Origin of the sequence: Huijunlia imazamoxiresistens (assembly GCF_037132455.1) — a bacterium.
Taxonomy (GTDB): domain Bacteria; phylum Bacteroidota; class Bacteroidia; order Chitinophagales; family Chitinophagaceae; genus Flavisolibacter; species Flavisolibacter imazamoxiresistens.
Genome location: NZ_JBBBEI010000019.1, coordinates 1 through 18,698, shown reverse-complemented (window position 1 = coordinate 18,698; position 18,698 = coordinate 1). Strand labels below are relative to the sequence as shown.

The window sequence follows — 18,698 nt, the reverse complement described above, 5'->3', positions numbered from 1 at the left end:
GGTGCGGATCGTCCCGTTTCCAGGGGGGAGTCCATACACAAACGATCCCTGACAGATCCGGGCAACGGTTCCACCAGGGGAAGAAAAAAGGCGCCGGCCGCCCCGGGGCGATCAGGGGTCCGGAACCGTTACAGGGTTCCGGACCCTTTTTGGTGCCGGCGCCTTTAGGGAGCTGATGTTCTTATTCCAGCATCAGTTTCAGGGTTTTGCTGCCCTTGCTGGTGTGCAGTTGCAGCAGGTACAGGCCGTTGGCCCGCCCGGCCCGGTCGATGGTCAGGCTGATGCGCTGGCCACCATCGGCCCGGCCCTGTTTGAGCAGGTCGGTCCGGGTATGGCCGAGGTCGCGCAGCACCAGGCTGTAGTCATCGTCCTGGGGCAGCACAAAGCTGACGGTCACCTGGCGGGAGAAGGGGTTGGGATAAGCGGTCAGGTCCGCGGCCAGGTCGTCGGCTTCTTCCGCCGGTTTTTCGCTGACCGGCGCCGGGGTGGCCGGCGGGGCGGTGGGCAGCGGATCATCGCTGAGGATGAGGCCTTTGGCTTTGTTCGTGCCCGAGCTCAGGTCGGTCACCATCACGACTACTTCCGAGGTAAAGGTCTGGTGGGTGCTGGTGGCATGGTTGTAATTGCCGCTGAGCAGCTTCTTGGCCGGCCCGAAGGCTACATCCTTGAGCCCGGACTCGCGGTAGAGGATATCGCCGCCGTTCTCGATGGAGGTGTACACTACCCGCATCTTGCCTACCTTTTCATTGACGAGCATGATGCCCCGGGTGCCGCCGCTTTCGTATTCGGTTACCTTGTACAGTTTGTCCCAGGTGCCGTCGGGTCGCCGGATGAGCACCGACTCCTTGGGATAGTTCTCCGTGTCGTAAGAGGTCTTGACGGCGCAGTACAGGGTGCCGTCGCTGCCGCTGACGATATTGAGGTGGTCGTCGGAAAAGCCCATGCCCACGTTCTTGGCCGATTGGGAGCCGGGGTTTTCGTCTTCGGACCAGACGGAGGGATCGTCGTCGTCGTTATGGGTTTTGAAGCCGAAGCGTTCGGATTTCTGATTGGACCAAAGCACGCCGATCTGGCCGGGCATTTTCGCCAGGGTGCAGATGTCGTCGGCGGTAGCGCCCGAAGCCAGCTTGATGCGGCTGCTCCAGGTGGTATAGGGGGCGTCGCTCCAGCGGATGCCCACGTCGCCGTTGCCGTCGGCGGCCACCCACATGCGGCCCCGGTCGTCCACCACCAGGGTGGCTACTTCGGCATCATCGCCCAGGGAGACCGACACCCGGCCCGGCCGCTGGCTCCAGGGGCGGTAGGTATGCTGGACCGTATCGTATTCCACCGAGAACAGGTACGAGCTGGAGCTCGACGACTCGCGGAACAGCAGGATATGGGTCAGGTCGCCCACCACCCAGGTATCGGCCTTGAAGTCCTCGTCGCCGTTGATGGTCAGCACGCTTTCCCAGGAGGTGCCGTCCAGGCGGAAGATCTTGGTGCCGCCGGAAGCGGTGAGCACGGCCCACCAGCGGCCGTCATGTTTCCACAGCTTCGACTGGGGCTTATGCTCCGTATTCTCCGCAATGGTCAGGGTGTTGAGGGTTTCGGTGGCCTTAAAGCCGTAGTTGGCCGAGGGCTTGATGGTGTAGGACTGCCCGGCGGTAAAGCCGCCGCTGAGGGGGTTGCCGGCCAGGTCGGTGATGCCATGGCCGATGCTGTCCAGGTCCAGGCGCAGCTTGATGTTCTCTGTAATGGAGGTAACCCGCACGTCGTACTTGCTGCCCAGGGCGTTGCCGGGGGTGATGGCGTCACCGTCCAGTTCGCCGCAGGGCGTGCCGTCGAGGGTGGTCAGGGTAAAATCGGCGGGGTCCAGGCCGGTGACGGCTTCGGAGAAGCTGATCCGAAAGGTGACGGCCGATTTATCGGTGCTCTGGCCGGTGGGCGCCGAGCGGTTGATGCTCACCACGGTAGGCGGCGTGTATTCGACCGTATAGGTTTCTCCCTTGGTATAGCCCGTGTTCAGGGGGTTGTTCACCTCGTCCTGGATGCCGGTTCCGCCGGCTTTCAGGTCCAGCCGTATTGAGCCGATATTGGCCAGGGCGTTGACGGTCACGTCGTAGGCCTTGCCGTCGGTGCCGGCGGGCACCAGGCCGGCCAGCTTGCCGCCGGGGCTGCCGCTGACGGTGGTCAGGATAAAGTCGGACAGGTCCACGTGCTGCACTTTTTCATTGAAGGTCACCCGGAAGGTGACGGTGGTGCCGTTGGTGGTGGGGGCGGCGGGCCGCTGGCGGCTGATGCCGGCCACTACCGGTGATACATAGTCGATATTAAATACCTGGCCCTGGGCGTAGCCCCCGCTGAAGCTGCTGCCTTTGTTGTCGGCAATGCCGGTACCCAGGGCTTTTACGTCGAGCCGCAGCAGGCCGGTGCCGGTAATGGAGCTGACGGTCACATCAAAGGTCTTGCCGTCGGTGCCCACCGCTGCCAGCGCATTGGCGGCCAGGGAGCCTTTCACCGAGCCGCTCACCCTCGTCAGGGTAAAGTCGGAAAGGTCCACGCCGGTTACCCGTTCGGAGAAGTTCACACGGAAGGTGACCGCGGAGGCTTTGGTAGCCTCGCCGGCCGGCAGCTGCCGGTTGATGGCGGCCACGAAGGGAGGCGGGTCCACGCTATAGGGCTGTCCGCCGGTGAAGCCGGCGCCCAGGGCATTGCCCACTGCGTCGGTGATGCCGGTTTCGGTATTGCGCAGGTCCAGGCGCAGGGTGGAGTGCGTAGCCACGCCGCTGACCGTAACGTCATAGGCGGTGCCGCTGTCCACCAGGGTGACCGACGAGGGTACCTGTACGTTGCAGGCAGGGCCCGACAGGGTGGTCACGATGAAATCGGAAGTATCCACGCCCATCACTTTTTCGGAAAACACGGTCCGGAAGGTAAGGGTAGTGGCATTGGTGTTCTCGCCGGCAGGCAGCTGGCGGGTAATGGCGGTAGCCGAGGGCGGCGCCTGGTCCACGGTATAGGTCTGGCCGCCGGCAAAGCCGCCCCTCAGGGCGTTGGTCGCCACGTCGGTGATGGTAGTGCCGCCGTTTTTCACGTCCAGCCGCAAGCTGCCGTTCCCTTTCACGGAGTTGACCGTCACATCGAAGGTGGCGCCCGTAGTGCCTACGGGGATCACGGAAGAGGGGTCGACCACGCCGCTGACGCTACCCTGGGCGGCAGTCGTAAAGAAAGCCGATCCGTCAACACCCGACATGGCTTCGGAAAAGGTGACCCGGTAGGTCAGCGAGGTGGCATTGGAGACTTCCTTGGCCAGCGGGTGGCGGGTGACGCTGATCACCGTGGGCTGCAGCACGTCCAGGGTATAGGTCTGGCCGGAGGTAAAGCCCTTGTCCAGGTCGTAACCCATCTGGTCCCGGATGCCGGTGCCGCTGCTCTTGACATTCAGGCGCAGGTCGCCGGTTCCTTTCAGTTCGGCCACCCGCACATGGTAGGTAGTGCCCTCGGTGCCCGCGGGGGTAACGGCATCGGCGGTCAGTTTGCCTTTGGCCGAACCCTTGACGGTAAGGGTAAAGTCGGATGTGTTCACGCCGGTCACCGGCTCGCTGAAGGTCACGATGAATACTGCCGAGGCGGCGTTGGTGCTGGGCGTTGTGGGCGCATAGCGGTTAATGGAGGCCACCTGGGGTGCCTGCCGGTCCACCAGGTAGGTCTGGCCGGTGGTATAGGCGGCGCAGGCATTGCCGGCGGGATCGGTGATCCCCTTGGAGGTGTTGACGTCGAGGCGCAGCTGGCCCTGGCCGGTAATGGCGGTCACTTTCACGCTCCAGGTAGTGCCGTCCGTGCCTACCGGCTTCACATCCTCCGAAGCGATGGCGCCCCGGGCCGTTCCGGTGGCGGGGGTAGCCGTAAAGTCGGCATTGCCTACGGAGATCACCGGCTCGGAAAAGACCACCTGGTAGGTCACGGTGGCAACCGTCAGGGTATCCGTGGACAGGGGAAGCAGGCGGGTGATGCTTTTTACATACGGCACAGTATGGTCGAGGTAATAGGTTTCCCCGGCGGTAAAGCCGCCCGACAGGGCGTTGGTAGCGATATCGGTAATGCCGGTGCCGCTGGTTTTGAGGTCCAGGCGCAGCCGCGAGGCGCCGGAGGAGGGCACTACCCTGATGTCCCAGCGGTCGCCCTCACCCACGGAGGTAGCCAATTTTACGGTGCCGGCCACCGTGCCGGCCGGGCCTACCGGCACGAAGTCGGCGGCATCCACCCCGGTCACCGGCTCGGAAAAGGTGGCGCGGAACACCAGGGTGTCGGCATTGGTCAGGGTGTCGTTCGGCGTCTGGCGGTTGATGCTTTGGATCAGCGGGGCGCTGCGGTCCACCGTATAGATCTGGCCGGCCGAAAAGCCCGACCGGATGGCATTGCCTGCCACGTCGGTAATGCCGGTGGCGCCGGCCTTCAGGTTGAGCTTCAGGGCGCCGGTGCCGGAGATATTCTTTACCGTTACGTCATAGGTGGTTCCATCGGTGCCAAAGGGGGTGAGGGCGTTCACCGTGCCGCCCGGCGTGCCGCTGGCAGGGACCACTTCGAAGTCGGAGGCGTCCACGCCCTTCACTTTTTCGGTAAACGAAAAGCGGAAGACGGCGGTGGTGGCTTTAAAGGTGGGGGTGGCCGGGTTGTGCCGGTTCGAGCCGGCCGCCTTGGGAGGGGTGCCGTCGGCGCTGGCTTTCAGCAGCAGGTCGAAAAGCATGTCCGGGGTAGTGGCGCTATTCTGGTGGATCTCCGCGGCCACGATGTTGGTGCCGGGCCGGAAGGCGGTTCGGCTGATGGTAAAGGTTTTGGAGGTGTTGGCCGTGTTCGGGGCCAGGGTAGCCGCCGTAACGGGGCCGGAAGGCATATTGCTGCGGTACACTTCGGTTCCGTTCACGTATACCACCACGCCGTCGTCGTAGTTGACGGTGGCGGAAAAGCTGTTGTACAGCCAGGGATCGGTAAGGGAAATGGTTTTGCGGAAGTAAGTAGTGATGAACTTGCCGGTGGTAGTGGGCCCGAAGTTGATGGTGGTGACCAGGCCGGGGAGGCCGTAGCCCAGGGCGCCGCCGCCGGCCTTCCAGGAGGCATCGTTGAAGGAAAGGGTGTTCCAGGCGGCGCTGGGGGCGGAGCCATTGTCGAGGAACTTCCAGGCGTCTTTGAAGGGGATCAGGGTAACCTGTGCATTTAAGAAAGTTGCGAGCAGCAAAGAGCTTAGAAAAAGAAAGGTAAATCTTTTCATACTGTTGGTGGTTTTAAAAGGATTTAAACTTCAGGGGATAAGGCAGGATGCTCTTTTAGTTCCTTAAGGCAGAAGGATTCCGGAGAGGATCGCGTAGGGGTCGGCGTGATCCGTTCGGGCAAAAGCCGTCAACGGGGGAAGGCAGCTTCAAAAGGGTGGGATTGCGGGGAAGGGGGCGGCTGTGGTGCGGAACCTGTCATAGTCCGGATGGGGTATCGGCATCAGGGCAGGCGGGCCGTAGATTTGGAAGGGCGGGAAAGAACCGGCACAAAAAGACAATCCAAATTTAACAGGACCGACTCATGGATACAAATTTTCCACCACCTTTTAATCCGCTTCTAATGTCCCTATCCGTGGCAGGGGTCCAAATGCTATGCCTCAGGCTGGGGTGCGGCCCGATGCTCAAAATGAAGAAAATTATAACCGCAGCCGGGGCAGGCAATAGTTTTGATGGAAGAGCGGAGGGCTAACCCATTGCAGCAGAGCTTGTTGGGAAGGCAGGATGCCGGAAAAGATTTTGGCGATGCGTATTATTCCGTACATTTCCTTCATCATGCAAGGCATTGTTTACAAATCTACCGGTAGCTGGTATACCGTGAAAGAGGAAGACGGACGGGTATGGAACGCCCGCATCAAAGGGGTTTTTAAGATCGGCAACCTCACGTCCACCAACCCCCTGGCCGTTGGTGATATCGTGGACTTCGACATGGAAAGCGAATCGGAGCGCTCCGTGATCATCACCCATATCCACGACCGGCGCAACTACATCAACCGGCAGTCGCCGCGGCACAAGCACCAGCACCATATCGTGGCGGCCAACCTCGACCAGTCGATCCTGATCGCCACCATCCGCGAGCCGCGCACCTCGCAGGGCTTTATCGACCGCTTCCTGGTGGCCTGCGAAATGTACCACGTGCCGGCGGTGCTGGTATTCAATAAGTACGACCTGTACCGTGAAAAGGAACAGGAAGTGTTTGCCGAGTGGGCGGAAATTTACGGCAGCATCGGTTACCGGGTGGTGGGTATGAGCGTGAAAGACGGAAGGGGCGTGGACGAGGTAAAGGCGCTGCTGCAGGGCAAGACCTCGCTGGTGAGCGGGCACAGCGGCGTTGGCAAATCCTCCTTTATCAATGCGGTCGTCCAGGGGTTGAACATCCGCACCCAGGATGTCAGCGGCTGGAGCGGCAAGGGGCTGCATACCACCACCTTTGCCGAAATGTACGACCTGCCTTTTGGCGGCCGCCTGATCGATACGCCGGGCATGCGCGAGTTCGGCCTGGTGGACGTGGACCGGCAGGAGCTGTCGGGCTATTTTCCCGAAATGCGCGCGCGCCTGAACGACTGCCAGTTCAACAACTGCCTGCACATCAACGAGCCGGGCTGCGCCATCAAGGACGCGGTCGTCAGCGGTGCCATCCACGAAGACCGCTACGTCAGCTATTACAACATATTAGAGAGCCTCGGGGAGAAGAGCTGGTAAAAAGAAAGTTCCTGAGTTGACGTAACTCCGAAGCGTTAAACCCCAACTCAGGAACTTAGGAACTCTATGATTTAAACTTCTTCGCCTTCTTCACTTTGCTGCCATCCATAAGCTTTTCCGCTCCTACGTTTTTGCCATCGCTGGGACAGCCGTACTTGGGTTTGAACAGGCCGCAGGAAGAGAGCAGCCACGCGGCCAGGACTGTCCACAAGGCGATTCGGATGTGTTTCATGAAGGGGAGGTTTTGGGAATAACGGAATATTTTTTCATTAATTGCTTACCCGGCCTCGTTGACGGCTTCAAACCATTTCGAATAGTCCAGGTAATTGTTGGCGATGCGGTTGATCTGGTCCTCCACCAGCTCCTGCGGGATGTCCTTTACCTTTTTGGCCGGCACGCCGGCATAGATGGCGCCGCCCTGGCAAATGGTGCCTTCCAGCACCACGGCCCCCGCGGCAATGATGGTATTGCTGTGCACCACCGCGTTGTCCATGACGATGGCGCCCATGCCGATGAGCACATTGTCGTGCACGGCGCAGCCGTGAACGATGGCGTTGTGCCCGATGGAGACGTTGTTGCCGATAATGGTTTTTGTTTTTTTGTAGGTGCAGTGAATTACCGCCCCGTCCTGCACGTTCACCTTGTTGCCGATGCGGATGCTGTTCACGTCGCCCCGCAGCACGGCATTGAACCAGATGCTGCAGTCATTGCCCAGGACCACGTCGCCGGCCAGGGTGGCATTGGGTGCGATAAAACAATTCTCGCCCCAGGTAGGGGATTTGTCTTCTACTGGTAAGATCAGGGCCATGGAAGAATGATTTAGGGTTAATGAATCCACTGCAAATAAATTCTTTTTCGGGCAGAAATAAAGTGCAGAGATGATCTTTGTCCTTCTCTAAATCCCAATCATGCATTTACGTCAATTGTTCCTGCAGCACGTTGCCCAAACTTCCACCGCCCCCCTGGCCCTGGAGATCGTCAAAGCCGAAGGCTCCACCCTGACCGGCTCCGGCGGCGAAACCTATATAGACCTGATCGGCGGCATCAGCGTGGCCAATGTCGGCCACCGGCACCCCGCCGTCCTCGACGCCATCCGCCGACAGCTCGATGCCTACCTCCACGTGATGGTGTACGGCGAGGTGGTGCAAAGCCCGCAGGTGCGTTATGCCCAAAAGCTGACCGAACACCTGCCCGCTTCCCTCAACTCGGTCTATTTTACCAATTCGGGAGCTGAGGCGGTGGAGGGCGCCATGAAGCTGGCCAAGCGCTACACCGGCCGGGCCGAGATCGTAGCCTTCAACCGTTCGTACCACGGCTCTACCCAGGGCGCGCTGAGCATGATCGGCAGCGACTACTGGCGTACGGCCTACTGCCCGCTGCTGCCGGGCATCCGCCACCTGGAGTACAATTCCTTCGACGACCTTTCCTTTATTACTACGGAAACCGCCGCCGTATTCGTGGAAACGGTACAGGCCGAGGGGGGGATCATTGCCCCGCAGGAAGGCTGGCTGAAAAAATTACGCGAGCGGTGCAACGCTACCGGATCGCTCCTTGTCATGGATGAGATTCAAGCAGGCTTTGGCCGTACGGGGGCCCTTTGGGCCTTTGAACATTTTGAGGTGGTGCCCGATGTGCTGTTGCTGGGCAAAGCCCTGGGCGGCGGCATGCCGCTGGGGGCCTTCATCGCCGATCAACCGGTCATGAGCTGCCTGGCCGACAACCCGGTGCTGGGGCACATTACCACCTTCGGAGGACACCCGGTTTGCTGCGCGGCCGGACTGGCGGCTTTCGAGGCGCTGTTGTCGGAAGGGATGATCGAAGGGGTGGCGGCAAAGGAGCGCTTGCTCCGGCGGCTGCTGGTGCATCCTGCCATCAAGGGCACTTCCTCTTTTGGGTTGTGGATGGCCGTTGCTTTTGAATCGTTCGAAACCTGTAAAAAAGTAATTGATCGTTGTTTGGAAAAAAATGTGTTTACCGACTGGTTCCTGTTTGCGTCTAACTGTCTGCGTATATCTCCTCCGCTGGTGATTACGGAGGAAGAACTGGAAAAAAGCTGCCGGGTGATCCTGGAGGTACTGGAGGAAACAGGCAATAAGTAATAAATAACAGGCAATATATAAGAAGTGGGGGAGGGGTACGGAGTAGGAAATTTTGCGTTGTGTGCTTAGGCTACTCCGGGTGTGAAAAGGAAGCAGATCTTTGGAAGAGTATGATGGATGGCAAGGAAGTGTTATGTGTTTGTGTAATGGTGCGCTGCGAAGTATGATTTGATTGTTATGATTTTGTCAAAAAAAAATTCGTGTGCTTTGTACGGTTAATAGTTCCTGGTCTATATTTGCAGTCTGTTTTGTTTATTTCCATTCCTGTGAAGACGGTCTAACTGCTCTATCCTTCTTTAAACCTGCTATTCCCAACGATGCTCCGGGTGAAACGGCGATCGGCATTGCTGAAATGCCCCGGGTATGTATTGTCGGTACCAAACTGTCTTAATCAACTTTTTAAATACGAACTGTTTATGTTGAGAACAACTCTACTAACTGTCCTTTCTTTTGTAGCGTTCCAGGCTTCTGCCAAGATCTGGCGGGTCAACAACAATACGGGTATTTCGGCCGACTTCACCACCCTGCAGGCTGCCCATAACGGCGCCGCTTCCGGCGATACCCTGCACCTGGAAGGTTCTCCCTCCAATTACGGCGGTCTTACCTGCACCAAGAACCTCGTGATCCTCGGTCCCGGTTATTTCCTGGACGAAAATCCCAACACCCAATCGCTGGCGCAAACCGCCAAGGTCACTGCGGTTACCTTCAACGTGGGATCGGAAGGCTCGCAGATCATGGGGCTTGATTTCCAGGGCAATACCCTCACTGTCCAGGCCCATGATATCGTCATCCGCCGCAACCGCTTCTCTACGACCAATGGCGCCAGTTCGGACTATTCCTGCGGCGACATCCGCCTGTATTACCTGAATACCAATTCCAACATCGCGGTAAAGAACATCATCATTTCGCAGAATTACGGCGTCAGCATCAGTGTCAACAGCGCTTCGACCGGCATATTGATCACCAACAACTTTATCAGCGTCAACAGCCACTACGGCGAAGGCTCTACCAGCGGCTGCCTGACCGCTCATGCCAACGCGATCCTGCTGATCCAGAATAACATTTTCCGCCGCGGCAAGCTGAATGTTTCCAACAGCAGCATCACCAATAATATCATGTGGACCGGGTTTTTTGAAGGAACCGCCAACCTGGTGGCCAACAACCTGGCCGGCGGCACCCAGTTCGGCGCTACCAACGGCAACCAGGCCAGCGTGACCATGACCGACGTGTTCGTGGGCACCGGCACCGGCATTTCTCCCGACGGCCAGTGGAAGCTCAAAGCTGGCTCTCCCGCCCTGGGCGCGGGTTACGGCAGCACTGGCGCCAACCCCATCGATGCCGGCATGTACAGCGGCCAAACTCCCTACGTGCTGGCCGGCCAGCCGCCCATGCCCGCCATTTACTTCTTCGAAAACCAGCCGGTGGGCAGCAATACCGATCCCATCGACGTTTCCATCAAGGTAAAGTCGGCCGGCAACTAAGCGGGAAATTTAAAATGTAAACTATAGAACGTAAAATGTAAAAGTGGGCCGTCTCCTCTAAGACAGAGACGGACGCTTTTGCAGGCACATGAATTCTGTTTCGTGTAGTGGTCTCCGTTATACAGCCTGAAAAACTGTGAAACCACTGCATGCAGCCCTTCTATTGCCTGTACTGCATGCCTTATCCTTCTTTTACATTTTACATTTTGTATCCTACATTTTGCCTTTCCTCCGCTCTCTCCCTTTTCCATTCGATTCTCAAGGAACCTGTGTTCACCATAATGGTGTCTTATTATGAAAAAGTCAAGCTCCTCTTTCCTCCTTTCCTGCTTTCTGCTGCTGGCCTTCTGGCTGCTGAACGGTCTGACGCTCAGGGCGCAAAACGTGGTCAAAGTAGAATATTTCCTGGATAACGATCCCGGCTTCGGCAAGGGCACCAACGTGCCGGTGACGCCGGGAGCGGACATCACGTCCAACTTCCAGGTGCCCATCAATGCGTTGGCCGACGGCTTTCACAACCTGTATGTGCGGGCCCTGGTGCAGCCGTACCAGGTAACGGAAAACAACGTCACCACCCACAAAGGCGGCTGGTCGCTCACCCGCGTACGCACCCTGTACAAACAGGGTTTTGCCGGCGGCGGCTTTCAATCGGTCAACGTGGTCAGGGGAGAATACTTTATCGACACCGATCCCGGCTTCGGCCAGGGCACAGCCATTCCGGTGACCCCGGGGGCTGAACTCTCCAACGTATCCTTCGCCATCGATGTGTCGGCGCTTTCCAACGGGTTTCACAACCTGCATGCACGCTTTAAGGATGCCGAAGGCCGCTGGAGCCTGACGCCCGTGCGTACCTTTTATAAGCAGAACCTCATCCCCAACGGCGACAATACACCCAACCTGGTGAAGGGCGAATACTTCTTCGATACCGACCCCGGTTTCGGCAATGGCACCAACATTCCCTTCGCCGCCGGCAAAGACCTGGGCGGCCTTTCCTTTACTGCCGACGTCAGCGCGCTCAACGGCGGCTTCCACCAACTCTATGCCCGCTTCAAGGACGCAAATGGTCAGTGGGGACAAACCATAACCCGCGCTTTCTTCAAACAAACCTATACGCCGGCCGAAGCCCTTTCGGACGTGGTGAAGCTGGAATACTTTATTGACAGCGATCCCGGCCATGGCAACGGCACCACCGTGCCCCTGCCCCCCGGCAAAGACATCAGCAACCTGACCTTTGCCCTGAACATGGAAGAAATTTCCATCGGCAACCACCGTATTTATGTACGCGCCCAGGACGCCAAAGGCGCCTGGAGCCTGGTGCGGTCCGGTTCCTTTAAAGTGGATCCGCCTTCCGAGCTGATCATCACCGTGGGCGACCTGGAGCCCAACCTCTGTGCGGGCGGCCCCGTTGCGGTACCGTTCAGCGTGAATTCGCCCTTCGGCTCCAACAACATATTTACCGCCCAGCTCTCCAACAGCAGCGGCAGCTTTACCAGTCCCGTGAATATCGGCACCCTCACCGGCCGTGCCAACGATACCATTCACGCAACCATCCCCGCCAATACCGGGGCCGGCAGCGGCTACCGCATCCGCGTGATCGCTTCCTCGCCCTTCGATACCAGCGCTGCCGGCAATGCCGTGCTGAAGATCAGCCGCGTGCCGGAACAGGGCTTTTCGATCTCCGGGCCCACATCGGTTTGCCTGGGAACGCAATCCTACAGCGCCAGCAGCGTAGAAGCGGGCGCCAGCCTGACCTGGCAACTGCCTGCCGGCACCGGCACCGTGGATGCCGCCACCGGCGTGGGCGCCACCATCAACTGGACCCGTTCGGGCTACCACCAGATGACCGTGACGGCCAACAACGCCTGCGGCGCCGGCACCTCGCGCAACCATTACGTAACGGTTTATGGCGGTGTGCCCAAAGGCAAACCCACCATCACACAAAACGGCCGCACCCTGACGGCCTCCACCTATGCAACCGCCGACAGCGCTACCGGATACCAATGGTATAAAGATGGCGTAGCCCTGACAGGCGCCACCGCCGCCACCCTCAGCGCTTCCGGCGGTAACTACACCGTAGCCTATACCAACCCCTGCGGCGCGGGCCAGCCCTCCAACGCGGTGACCATCGTCTTTAATGAAAATGGCTACCTCGTCAACGGCAGTGCCGCCTCGCAAGGCAACGGCTGCTTCCTGCTGACGCCCAACGCCCTTTGGCAGGCCGGCTCCGTTTGGTACCAGAACTACCTGAACCTGAATGCCAATTTCGACTTCACGTTCAACCTGTTCCTGGGCACCAACAACGGCGGCGCCGACGGCCTGGCCTTTGTGCTGCAACCGCTGAGCACCAGTGCCGGCTCCTCCGGCGCGGGCATCGGCTATGGCGGCCTGACGCCTTCCCTGGCCGTGGAGTACGACACCTGGCAGAACGACGATCCCTGGTACGACCACATCGCCATCCATAAAAACGGCAATACCGTGACCTCGGGCTTGCTGGTGAATCCTCCGGTTCAGGCAAGTGCTACCAGCACCAACGTCGAGGACGGCCAGTGGCATACCACCCGCATCGTGTGGAACGCTTCTTTGCGCAAGCTGACCGTTTACTTCGACGGCGTGGAGCGTACCTCTTATTCCGGCAACATCGTAGCCGACATCTTCGGTGGTAATAATAAAGTATACTGGGGCTTTACCGCCGCTACCGGCGCCGCTTCCAACGAACACAAGGTCTGCGTGCTGTCGACCCTGTACGACGAGTTGAAGAAGGAGCAGACCATCACCTTCCAGCCGGTAGGAGGGAAGACCTTTGGCGATGCACCGTTCAAGGTAGCGGCTACCGCCTCTTCGGACCTTCCCGTTACCTACAGCCTGGTGAGCGGTCCTGCCACCCTGGAGGGCGATCTCGTTACCCTGACCGGTGCCGGTACCGTGAAGATCCGCGCCACCCAGGGGGGCAACGATACCCTGGCCGTGGCTACTTCCGACCTGACCATCGCCGTGGAAAAGGGCGCCGCCACCATTTCCCTGAGCGGCCTTACCACTATATATAATGGTAGCGCCAAAAAGCCGGTGGCCACCACCGTGCCCGCAGGCCTGCAGGTGACCTACACTTTCAACGGCTCGTCCACCGCCCCGGTGGCTGCCGGCACCTACGAAGTGGTCGCCACCATCAACAACAGCAATTATACCGGTAGCGTTACCGAAAGCTTCCAGGTGCAGAAGGCGCCGCAGACCATTGCGCTGACCTCCCTGCCGGACCAGCCGTACGGAAACAGCACCCTGAAGGTGAAAGCCCTGGCCCATGCCTCCTCCGGGCTGCCGGTGGCCTTCAGCCTGAGCACCAGCCCCGAAGGCATCGCCACCATCTCCAACGACACCCTCACCATCACCGGCCCGGGATCCGTTATTGTGATCGCCAGCCAGGAAGGCAATGACAACTATGCCGCCGCCCCTGTGGTGAAGGATACCCTGGCCGTAGTGGCCGCCCCGGATATTACCGTGCTGAGCGTCATCTCGGGCAAGCCGGTGGTAGCGCCGGGCGAAGTAGTGACCGTATCGTGGACCGTGAAGAATGCCGGCACCGGCACCGCTGCCGTCAACTGGACCGAGCGCATCTACATGCAGTCGCCCAACGGCACCAACCGCACCCTGCTGAAGCAAAGCGTGTTTGCCACCGACGGTCAGCTGACCTACGGCGAAAGCCTGCCCCGCAACAGCGAGGTGACCATGCCTGCCCAGCTCAACCTGGGTGACGAGGCCGTGTTCGTAGTGGAACTGGTACCGGGCGCTCTTATTAAAGAAGCTGCCGGCGGCGCCGTGAACAATATCGCCCAGCAGGAGCTCCCCTGGACCATCAGCAGGCTGCTGACCCTGGAGCTGTCGGCCAACCAGCTGACCGAGGGCGCCCAGGGCCTGACCGCCCTGGTGAAACGCAGCGGTTCCATCGCTACCCCGCTGACCCTGAATGTCACCGTGGGCAACAGCAGCCGCTTCTCCGTTCCGGCTACCGTGACCATCCCGGCCGGCCAGGCGGGCACTTCCTTTGCCCTGTCGGCCCCGGACAACACCAACGTGGACGGCCACACTACCGATACCCTGCGTATTTCCGCAGCAGGCTTTACCGCCGCCAAGGCTGGTTTTGCCCTGCTCGACAACGATAAGGCCTCCCTGTCCCTCACCGGACTGCCGGCCTCGGCTATGGAAGGCACTTCGGTGACCTTTACCGTAGCCACCAACCTGGCACCGGCCCAGCCGCTGCAGGTGTTCCTGACTTCGGGCAACAAGGCCCGCTTCCCGGTACCGGCTTCGGTAACCATCCCGGCCGGCGCCCTCTCTACCCAGGTGACCGTGGCCCTCGACCAGGACAATACCCCTGAGGTGGACGTCGAGGCCCTGATCACCGCCGGTGCCGCCGACCACAACGCCACCACCGCCCTTATCCAGGTGCAGGACGACGACCTGCCCGGGCTGGAGCTGATCGTGCATACCAACGTGGTGTCCGAATCGGCCGGCGCCTTTGCCACCCAGGCGACCTTGCGCCGCAAAGCGGGCAGCAACAACGTGGCCTTTACCGCCAACCTCGCCGCAGGTGCGGCCAATACCCTCCTCCTGCCTTCGGCCATTTCCCTGGCAGCGGGCGAGAACGAGAAGACCTTCACCATTGGCGTGGTGGACAACAGCCTGGTCGACGGCCAGCGCGAGGTGGCCATCACCGCCGCCCTGTTCGTGAACTCCTGCGGTTGCAGCGCCCCGTCCACTTCCTCGGGCTGGGTGTCGGCCCCGCTGACCATCAGCGACAACGACGGCGCTTCGCTGCAGGTAACGGCTACCCAGCTGACCCTGCCCGAAGGCAGTGCCAACGCCGGCTACATCCGCGTTACCCGCAATACCGCCACCACAGCGGCCCTGACCGTGAACCTGACGTCGTCCAATACCAACGAGGCTACCGTTCCGGCTACCGCCGTGATCCCCGTGGGCAAGGCCTTCGTGGACGTGCTGGTGACTACCATCAATGATGGGGTAACCGACGGCAACCAGCAGGTGTACTTCCAGGTGAGCGCCAGTGGCTTCTCCACCGGCTCGCTCTGGCTGATGGTGTCGGACCTGAACAAACCCGACCTGCAGCTGGCCTCGGTAACCCTGGGCAAGAGCACCGTGCAGGCCATGAGCATCTTTAACTATCAGTTTGCCGTCAAAAACAGCGGCGCCGCCACCGCCCCCACGGGTGTGCTGGTACGCGGCTACCTGTCGAAGGACGACATCATCAGCGACGACGATACCCTGATCTCGGAAGACCTGCTGACCGTGTCCATCCCGGCCGGCCAGAGCGTGCCCGTGCTCAATGCCGTTCAGGCGCCGAACCTGCCCGGAGCGTACAAGCTGCTGTTCTGGGTAAACCCCGACCTGGACCTGACCGAGCTGCTGACCACCAACAATACCTCGGGAGCCGTGGCCCTGACCATCAGCCCCGATTATACCGCCACCGCCCAGGTAGCCCAGCCCTTCTACACCAAGGGTGCGGCCATCCCGGTAACCGGCTCGGCCGTGCGCTACAACGGCAGCGTGGCCGCCAATGAAAAAGTGGAGGTCTATATTATTACCAACGGCCTGCGCCGCACCGTTACCGCCACCACCAACGGCTCCGGTAACTATACCGCCCAGTTCGTGCCGATGGCCAACGAAGCCGGCCACTACAGCGTGGGCGCTTCCTTCCCCGGCATCGGCGCCACCGCCGAGCAGGACGCCTTCGACATCCTGGGCGTACGCGTCAACAACGGCAACATCGCCCAGTTCCGCGTGCTGCTGAACGATACCCTGAAGGGAACCCTGCCGGTGCAGAACCTGAGCGGCCAGACCCTGAATGTGTTTACCCTGAAGCCCGTGAACCTGCCCAACGGCGCCGTTCTCCAATTCGATACGGTAGCTGCTTTTGCCGGCAACGCTTCCGTCAACCTGGGTTACCGGGTAGTGGGCACGGCCCTGTCGGCCGGCAAGAACTTCGACGTGGCCGGCCTGCAGGCAGTAGCCCAGCAGGGAACCGTGCAGCCCGTGGAAGTGTTCTACTACTGCCAGGCCCCGCAGGCCTATATCGTGGCCGACGTGACGAAGATCGACGCGCCGGTTTCGCAAAGCAAGGGCGAGCGCCTGGTGGAAGTGCGCCTGGTGAACAAAGGTGTGGGCGCCAGCGGCAACCTCACCATCAACCTGCCCCAGGTAGCCTGGCTGAGCGCCGTTTCCGGTACCCACATCACCAACCTGGCTTCCGGCGATACCGCCCTGCTGGTGCTGAAGTTCCAGGCCGTGGAAGAAGTGCCGTTTGAATTCCCCATCGACGGACGGATCGGCGTGCTGGCCCAGAACGGCAACTCCTTTAGCATCCCGTTTGTGTACAAGCGGGTGGCCGAATCCACCGGCAGCGTGAAGGTGACCGTGACCGACCAGTTTACCTTCTATACTGAGGGTGCGCCCAACGTACAGGGTGCCCGCGTGCAGGTGCGCAACTACTTTACCGGCGCCCTGCTGGCCGAAGGCGTAACCAATGCCGCCGGTGTGTTTGAAGTGGCCGGCGTGCCCGAAGGCACCCACCGCATTACGGTGACCAAAGACAAACACGAGACCTATAACAATACGCTGACGGTGAACCCCGGCGGTTCGGCCGAGACCACCGTGTTCCTGAACTACCAGGCCATCACCTTCAGCTGGAACGTGGTGCCCACAGCGGTACAGGATGTGTACGACATCACGCTGACCACCCAGTTCGAGACCCATGTGCCCGTGCCGGTGGTGATCATCGACATGCCCAAGCGCATGCCGCAGCTGTCGGGCAGCGAAACCTACGCCTTCAACGTTACCCTGACCAACCATGGCCTGGTAGCCGCCGAAGACGTGGCGCTGAACCTGCCGCAGAACGACCCCGAATACGAGTTCGTGACCAACTACGTGCCCGCCCGCCTGCTGGCGCAGCAAAGCATCCAGATCCCGGTGATCATGCGCCGCCGCGATGCCCTGCGTACCGCCGCCTCGGTATCGGGTGCCCATTCGATCGCTTCGATCTCCCAGTTCCTGGGCATGGATGCCGGCCAGTACGCCACCATAGCGGCCACCACCACCGGCAGCTGCCAGGAGTTTACCAATATCGTTTACTGGTACAAGTGTAATTTCTCCACCGGCCTGTGGCAGAAGGGTGGGGTGCTGTTCACCTTCGACGGCCGCTCCTGCGTGCCCGGGCCTACCGGCCCCTGGCCTCCCGGCGAGCTCGGTGGTGGCGGCGGCGGCAGGGTGCCGACCCAATACCCGCCCTGCGCTTCGTGCCCCGTTATTTGTATCGACTGCTACACCCCGCCGACCCCCACGCCCGAATACGAAACCGGGAAGAAGAGCTGCGTGGAGTGCCTGAACGACCTGCTGGGTGCAGCCGGCAAATGCCTGGCGGCCCGCGGCAAGAAGCTGAAGAAAGTAGGCCAGTACATGAGCGCCATGTCCTGCGTGGGCGATGCCCTCATCTCGGGCAAGTACAAAAAGATCAAGAAGTGCAGCCCCAAAAAAAAACCCAAGGACATGGATTGTGCCAAGGCCATTGTGAAGGCCATGCGCACCTGCGAGGCCACCGAAACCGATGGCGGCAGCGGTCCCGCGTCGAGCGGCCTGCTGATGAGCGCCCTGAGCGGCGGTTCGGTAGTGCTTCCCGGTGTTCCCGGCGGAGCGGCCTTTATCCAGATCGCCGATAACCTGGACAGCTCGATCAATGCCTACGAGGTACGTGAAAGCTGGGCCAGGGAATACTATGGGGACATGGCCCTGAGCGAGGCCATGGAAGACCTGGATTCCTTGATCCAACCCTATATCACCGGATTGGATTCCATCCGCCCGGGCGCCCAGACCGCTATCCTGGCCGGAATGACCGGCTACGAGATCCAGCCGGCTACCCTGCAAGCTTTCTTTGAACGCTGGAACCGTTCGGTAGGTGCCCTGAACAATGGCGTGTTCGAGTCCAATGCCCAATACCCCGGTATCATCAACTGGAACAAGGTGGAAGGCTGGTCCGAATCGCTGACCGTTTCGCACCAACGGGCCGTCAGCATGGGCTTTGCCTCCATTGACAGCATGTACGAAAAAGGCCTGGATGCCGTAGAGCGTATGGTGGAAGAACAAAAGCAGGCTGCCGTCTGCGCCTCGGTGAAGGTGCAGTTCAGCCAGCAGCTGACCATGACCCGCGAAGCCTTCGAGGGTACCCTGGAGATCTTCAACGGTCACCCCACCGATGCCATGGATTCGCTGAGCGTGCAGCTGCAGATCACCGATGCCAACGGTGTTCCTTCCAACGGCCTGTTCCAGATCAATACCAAGAGCCTGACCAACCTGGGCGATGTGACCGGTACCGGTATGCTCGCTTC

7 protein-coding genes are annotated in these 18,698 nt (G+C 60.3%); 4 read left to right on the top strand and 3 right to left on the bottom strand.

Annotation, left to right across the window (positions count from 1 at the left end; translation table 11 throughout):
* Positions 1–181: 181 nt before the first annotated feature.
* Positions 182–5,251, bottom strand: coding sequence for a hypothetical protein (locus V9K67_RS19805; protein WP_336725477.1), 5,070 nt, complete (start codon positions 5,249–5,251; stop codon positions 182–184).
* A gap of 523 nt (positions 5,252–5,774) precedes the next feature.
* On the opposite strand from V9K67_RS19805, the gene rsgA reads away from it, so the two are divergent.
* Positions 5,775–6,731, top strand: coding sequence for a ribosome small subunit-dependent GTPase A (gene rsgA / locus V9K67_RS19800; RefSeq protein ID WP_336725476.1), 957 nt, complete (start codon positions 5,775–5,777; stop codon positions 6,729–6,731).
* A 64-nt stretch (positions 6,732–6,795) separates the two neighbouring features.
* On the opposite strand, the gene V9K67_RS19795 is transcribed toward rsgA, so the two are convergent.
* Positions 6,796–6,963 (bottom strand): hypothetical protein, encoded by a 168-nt coding sequence (locus tag V9K67_RS19795; RefSeq protein ID WP_336725473.1) that lies wholly within the window; start codon positions 6,961–6,963, stop codon positions 6,796–6,798.
* Between the two features lie 45 nt (positions 6,964–7,008).
* On the bottom strand, positions 7,009–7,539 hold the full coding sequence (locus V9K67_RS19790; protein ID WP_336725470.1) for a gamma carbonic anhydrase family protein: 531 nt from the start codon (positions 7,537–7,539) through the stop codon (positions 7,009–7,011).
* 100 nt (positions 7,540–7,639) lie between these two features.
* Between V9K67_RS19790 and V9K67_RS19785 the strand changes: the two genes are divergently transcribed.
* The 3 genes from V9K67_RS19785 to V9K67_RS19775 all read left to right on the top strand — a co-directional run.
* Positions 7,640–8,830 carry an aspartate aminotransferase family protein gene (locus V9K67_RS19785; protein ID WP_336725467.1) on the top strand — a complete coding sequence of 397 codons (1,191 nt, stop codon included), beginning with the start codon at positions 7,640–7,642 and terminating at the stop codon, positions 8,828–8,830.
* A gap of 416 nt (positions 8,831–9,246) precedes the next feature.
* Positions 9,247–10,311, top strand: coding sequence for a right-handed parallel beta-helix repeat-containing protein (locus V9K67_RS19780; protein WP_336725465.1), 1,065 nt, complete (start codon positions 9,247–9,249; stop codon positions 10,309–10,311).
* Positions 10,312–10,605: 294 nt separating this feature from the next.
* On the top strand, positions 10,606–18,698 hold an 8,093-nt coding region (locus V9K67_RS19775), incomplete at its 3' end, for a lectin-like domain-containing protein (protein WP_336725462.1).